This is a genomic window from Nocardioides sp. (assembly GCF_050699375.1).
Classification (GTDB): Bacteria; Actinomycetota; Actinomycetes; order Propionibacteriales; family Nocardioidaceae; genus Nocardioides.
Genome location: NZ_JBOHDN010000191.1, coordinates 1 through 4,834, shown reverse-complemented (window position 1 = coordinate 4,834; position 4,834 = coordinate 1). Strand labels below are relative to the sequence as shown.

Sequence of the window (4,834 nt, the reverse complement as noted above, 5' to 3'; positions counted from 1 at the left end):
CGTTATAACGAGCCGGCTCGGCGGAGAAATCGGTCAGGACGAGCCGACTCGGCAGGGTGTCAGCTCAGGCCGGTGAGCTTGCCGGCGATCCCGCCGGCGGCCTTGAGGGCGACGCCTTCCTCGAAGTTGCGGGTGACCTGAGGCACGTGCTTCTCGGCCTCCTCGATGGCGCTGGTGAGCACATCGGAGGCCGGGGTGTCGGGCCACAGGTAGAGGGAGAGGGCGCCCGGGATCGAGTTGACCTCGTTGATGAAGACCTCGCCCTTGCCGTCGGAGAGGAAGTCGATGCGGAGGATGCCGGTCAGGCCGGTGAGCTCCACGACGCGTACGGCGAGGTCCTTGATCTGCTTGGTGACCGACTCCTCGACCTGGGCCGGGAACTCGCGCGGGCTCGAGGAGAGGCCGTCGGTGTGGACGTACTTGGCCGAGTAGTCATACATCTTCGCCTCGTCCGAGCGCACCGGGCGCTCGACCTCGGAGACGGCGACCTCGGGTGCGGTGCGAACGCTCGCGTTGAGGTCGAAGAGGTCGGGGCGGTAGGGCTCGACGATCGCGCCGGCACGCAGGTGCGGCGAGGTGTTGAGGAGCGCCAGACCGGTCTCGTAGTCGTCGACGACCTCGATGCCGATCGAGGAGCCGCCGAAGCGCGGCTTGACGATGTAGGGGCCGGCGAAGGACGGCGCGGCGAAGCGCGAGAGCAGCTCACGCTGCAGCGAGGGCAGGCCGGCGTTGAGCATGACCGCGCCGAAGGCGAGCTTGTCCATGCCGAGCGCGGCAGAGGCCGGGGTGGCGCCGGTGGCCTTGAGGCCGGCGAGCTCGAAGAGCCACTGGATGCCGCCGGCCTCGCCCGCGCCGCCGTGGAAGGCGGAGAGGATCGGGCCGGTCTCCAGGCGCTTGCCGCCGCCGAAGCCGCCGACGGTGTAGAAGCCGTCGCCCTTCTCGGCACCCAGGCGGAACTCGACGGCCTTGGAGCCCTTCGGCTCGCCGCCGAGGAAGTCACGAGCCTCCTGCTTGGCGGGCACCAGGAACCACTTGTCGGAGCGTGCCCAGTAGAGGCAGGTCACCTCGACACCGGCACCGGAGAGAACCCGCTCGGCCTGCAGGCCGGTGAGGATGCTGATGTCGTGCTCGGCGCTGGGGCCGCCGAAGACGACGGTCGCCTTGGTTACGGTCATTCGTGGTTCTCCTGGGGTGCTACGCGTAGTGGTCGGGGAGGTCATTCTCGTACAACACCACGTCGCCCTCCTTGGCGGCGGTCAGAGCATGATCCGCTGCCGCCTTGCGGCTGTCGAACGCAATGGTGCGCGCCGGCTCCCCCGCGCGCAGCGCTTTTCGGTTGGTGCGACCGACGATGCACAGCTGCATCTTGTCGGAGGCCGTGGCAGCCTGCGCGAACTCGATGTTGCGCGCGGCCTGCTCCGTGCCCAGCTCGACCATACCGGGAGTGATGGTCCACACCGTGCCCGACTCCCCCGCCAGCCGTTTGGCCTTGTCCAGCGCGGCGGCGGCGCCGGTCGGGTTGGAGTTGAAGGTGTCGTCGACGACCCACACGCCGCCGGGGGTCTTGTTGGTCTCGGCGCGGTGCGGCGTACCGGGGATCGACGCCAGTCGCTGGGTGATCGTCTCGATCGGGACCTCGACCGCCAGCGCCAGCCCGACGGCGATCGCCACGTTGATCGGGTGCCCGACCTCGTCGGGCAGCTCGACGGCGTACGTCTCGTTGTTGATCGTCAGCGCACCGTCGGTCACCACGACCTCGGCGTCGGTGCCCGGCACCGCGGAGCAGGCGATGACGCGCTTGCTGGCGCGGAGGTTCTCGGCGATGAGGGCAAGCTCGGGTACGTCGATGTTGAGCACCACGGTGGCGGCCATCGGGAGGATCTCCGACTTGGCCTTCACGATCGTCTCGCGCGACTTCATCCGCTCCAGGTGCGCCTCACCGATCGTGGTGATCGCGGCGACCTCGGGCGGGAAGATCTCGGTCAGCTCGGCGATCTCACCCGGGCCGTACGTCCCCATCTCGGCCACGAAGATGTCGGTGCCGGGCTGGAGGCGGTCGTTGACCGCGCGGGAGAGGCCCATCGCGTTGTTGAAGGAGGCCGGCGAGGCCAGCGTCGACCAGCGGCCCTGCATGAGGTGGGTGGCGTAGTTCTTGGTCGAGGTCTTGCCGTAGGAGCCGGTGATCGCGACGATCCTCGGGTTCACCTTCTTGATCGTGGCGGCCGCCTGGACCTGCCACTTCTTCGCCATCGACCTCTCGACCGGCCACATGATCGCCAGCGCCGCCTCCGCGAGCGGGACCGCGAGGATCGGCAGCAGGCCGGCGGCGGTCGGCGCGAGGAGCGCGATCAGGAGGGTGACGAGCGCGTGCAGCACGAAGAGGACTCCGGCCAGGCGCTTGACGCGGTCGGTCCAGACCAGCCGCTTGGCTCCGGCGAAGCTCATCCCCACCGGCCAGCCGAGGAACAGCAGCGCGCCGATGAGGGCGCCGTAGGGCAGCACGAACGAGGCCAGGCAGACCACGATCACCGCACCGAGCAGGATCGCCTCGACCGGACGGGCCTTGACCCAGATCCACTCGACCGCGAACAGTCGCGACGGCTCGTAGTGCTCACGCTGGGCGACCCGCAGCCAGCGATAGTAGGAGACCAGGGTCAGCGCGGAGGTGACCAGGACGATCCACATGCTTCTTCTTCAGCCCCTCAGGTTCAGTTCGTACGCAGGTCGTCGATGGCGGCGCGAAGGCTCTTGATCAGCCCGGCGTCGAGCAGGTGTGCGGATCCCGGGACGATCTCCAGGGTCGCGTTGTCGCCCAGGATCTCCATCGCCTCACCGGGCATCCAGACCGGGGCGGCGGTGTCGTTCTCGCCCCAGATCAGCCTGACCGGAAGGTCTGTGGGGGCAATCGCCTCCAGCTGCTCGGTGTAGTCGTCGTTGACAGCCTTCACTAGCACCCCCCGCATCACGCCCTTGGCGTTGCGGTAGTCCGAGGAGCCGTACTTTTCGCGCAGCTCGTCCATCTTTGACTCCGGGATGAGCTTCTTGGCATAGGCCCAGCGACCGATCCGATAGGTCAGCTTGGGCTTCCCGCCGGCCTTGGGACGGAACAGAGGCAGGCCGGTGATCACGAGCCCACGGACGAGCTCGGGGTGCGCAGCAGCGAGCTGTACCGCGACCCGGCCGCCGAAGGAGTGTCCGACGAGCACCGGCCGATCGAGATCGCGCAGGATCTTGGCGAGCCATTCGGCGTACTGCTTCGTGTCCCAGGCCTCGTCCGGAGCAGGGGTGGCGCCGAAGCCCGGCTGGTCGAGCGCGAGCGCATCGAGACCGTCGAGCGTCGAACCCCAGTCACCGCGGTTGCGCGCCCAGCCGTGCAGGGCGACGACGGTGGCAGCACCTTTGCCGTGCTTCTCACCGAAGGCACGTCCATCCAGCAGGGTCGTCAACACGGCCGCAACCCTATCTGGGACGGCGCAGGGATCGATAACCGCGCGGCGCGTGAGCGGCCGGACGTCCGGGGTAACACGTTGTTCGTAGGACTACTCGCCCTATTAGAACGACCGGATAGTCCTACGAACGACGTGTTACCCCCAGACCTGCCGCCCCCAACCGCCGCATAGGCTCGGCCACATGGATCACAAGCCCGCCACGATCGCCGTCCACGCCGGGCGGCCGGCCCACGAGCCCGACCAGCCGCTCAACGTACCGATCACGATGGCGTCGACCTATGTGGCCGGCGGCGACAAGGAGTACGGGCGCTACACCAACGACTCCTGGGTGGCGTTCGAGGACGCGCTCGGTCAGCTCGAGGGCGGACGGGCGCTGTCGTTCGCCTCCGGGCTCGCGGCCGTCGCGACGCTGCTCGACCTGGTCAACGACTCGGTCGTCGTGGCCACCGAGCAGAGCTACCTCGGCACCATCGGGCAGATGGCGGACCTGGAGGCACGAGGCCGCCTGACCGCGAAGCTGGCCGACTTCTCCGACACGGCCGCGGTCGTGAAGCTGCTGAAGGAGCTCGACGGCGAGGTCGCGCTGGTGTGGGTCGAGACGCCGACCAACCCCGGGATGCAGCTCGCCGACCTTCCGGCGATCATCGCCGCCGCCCACGAGGCCGGGGCGCGGGTCGTGGTCGACAACACCTTCGCCACTCCCCTGCTCCAGCAGCCGCTCGCGCTCGGCGCGGACATCGTCATCCACTCGGCCACCAAGTTCATCGCCGGACACTCCGATGTCGTCATGGGGGCGGTCGTCGTCTCCGACGACGCGCTCTGGGACGTACTCAAGTCCCGTCGCGACCTCCTCGGCGCGATCCCCGGCCCCTTCGAGGCCTGGCTGGCACTTCGCGGGCTTCGTACGTTGCACCTGCGCGTCGAGCGTTCCGCGGCCAACGCGGCGACCCTCGCCGAGCGCCTGGCAGCGCATCCGGCCGTCGCGGAGGTCCGCTACCCCGGGTTCGGAGGCATGCTCGCCGCCGTCCTTCACACCGCGGAGCAGGCAGACTTCCTCACCCACGCCACCTCGCTCTGGGTCCATGCCACCTCTCTCGGCGGCGTCGAGTCGACCTTCGAGCGTCGGCGGCGTTGGAAGACCGAGTCCGCGACCGTCCCCGACGGGCTGGTGCGGATGTCGGTCGGCGTGGAGGACGTCGATGACCTCTGGGCCGATCTCGAGCAGGCGCTGGAGCGGCTCGAGCGCTAGGGACTCGGGCTAGGAGACTGCTGAACAAAAGGCGCGCCTCCCGTGATCGGCGGGTTGGTCTGAAATCCTGTGGGTATGCAGGGTGAGTCCGATCGGCAGCTTGAACTGCTGGATGTGGAGTCGGTGGCTGGGCATC

Annotated in this window: 4 protein-coding genes; 1 reads left to right on the top strand and 3 read right to left on the bottom strand. The window is 68.7% G+C overall.

The features are described from left to right. Positions 1–59: 59 nt before the first annotated feature. The 3 genes from ACRDPS_RS14130 to ACRDPS_RS14120 are packed head-to-tail and all read right to left on the bottom strand — an operon-like array spanning position 60 to position 3,449. Positions 60–1,175: a hypothetical protein gene (locus tag ACRDPS_RS14130; protein ID WP_431502282.1), complete on the bottom strand. Its 1,116-nt coding sequence runs from the start codon at positions 1,173–1,175 to the stop codon at positions 60–62. A gap of 19 nt (positions 1,176–1,194) precedes the next feature. Then, complete coding sequence (locus ACRDPS_RS14125; protein WP_431502281.1) at positions 1,195–2,685, bottom strand: Mur ligase family protein; 1,491 nt, start codon at positions 2,683–2,685, stop codon at positions 1,195–1,197. Positions 2,686–2,708: 23 nt separating this feature from the next. Then, on the bottom strand, positions 2,709–3,449 hold the full coding sequence (locus tag ACRDPS_RS14120) for an alpha/beta fold hydrolase (protein WP_431502280.1): 741 nt from the start codon (positions 3,447–3,449) through the stop codon (positions 2,709–2,711). A gap of 181 nt (positions 3,450–3,630) precedes the next feature. On the opposite strand from ACRDPS_RS14120, the gene ACRDPS_RS14115 reads away from it, so the two are divergent. Continuing rightward, the gene (locus tag ACRDPS_RS14115; RefSeq protein WP_431502279.1) at positions 3,631–4,698 is read left to right on the top strand and encodes a trans-sulfuration enzyme family protein; all 1,068 of its coding nucleotides are present in this window, start codon (positions 3,631–3,633) and stop codon (positions 4,696–4,698) included. Positions 4,699–4,834: the final 136 nt, after the last annotated feature.

What these genes read in the sequence shown, in the direction of transcription:
- ACRDPS_RS14130 (WP_431502282.1), bottom strand. Translation starts at nt 1,175, where the DNA reads ATGACCGTAACCAAGGCGACCGTCGTCTTCGGCGGCCCCAGCGCCGAG.
- ACRDPS_RS14125 (WP_431502281.1), bottom strand. Translation starts at nt 2,685, where the DNA reads ATGTGGATCGTCCTGGTCACCTCCGCGCTGACCCTGGTCTCCTACTAT.
- ACRDPS_RS14115 (WP_431502279.1), top strand. Translation starts at nt 3,631, where the DNA reads ATGGATCACAAGCCCGCCACGATCGCCGTCCACGCCGGGCGGCCGGCC.